The following is a 202-nucleotide window of genomic DNA, read 5'->3' as shown; positions in this document are numbered from 1 at the left end:
TTAAATTGAAGAGTTTGATCATGGCTCAGATTGAACGCTGGCGGCAGGCCTAACACATGCAAGTCGAGCGGAAACGACACTAACAATCCTTCGGGTGCGTTAATGGGCGTCGAGCGGCGGACGGGTGAGTAATGCCTAGGAAATTGCCTTGATGTGGGGGATAACCATTGGAAACGATGGCTAATACCGCATAATGCCTACG

1 rRNA gene is annotated in these 202 nt (G+C 50.5%); it reads left to right on the top strand.

Annotation, left to right across the window (positions count from 1 at the left end):
• Positions 1-2: 2 nt before the first annotated feature.
• A 16S ribosomal RNA gene (locus A6D97_RS19870) occupies positions 3-202 on the top strand; the annotation flags it as partial.

This window comes from Vibrio sp. ZF57, assembly GCF_001691235.1.
Lineage (GTDB): Bacteria > Pseudomonadota > Gammaproteobacteria > Enterobacterales > Vibrionaceae > Vibrio > Vibrio crassostreae_C.
This window is presented reverse-complemented; position numbering and strand designations above follow the sequence as displayed.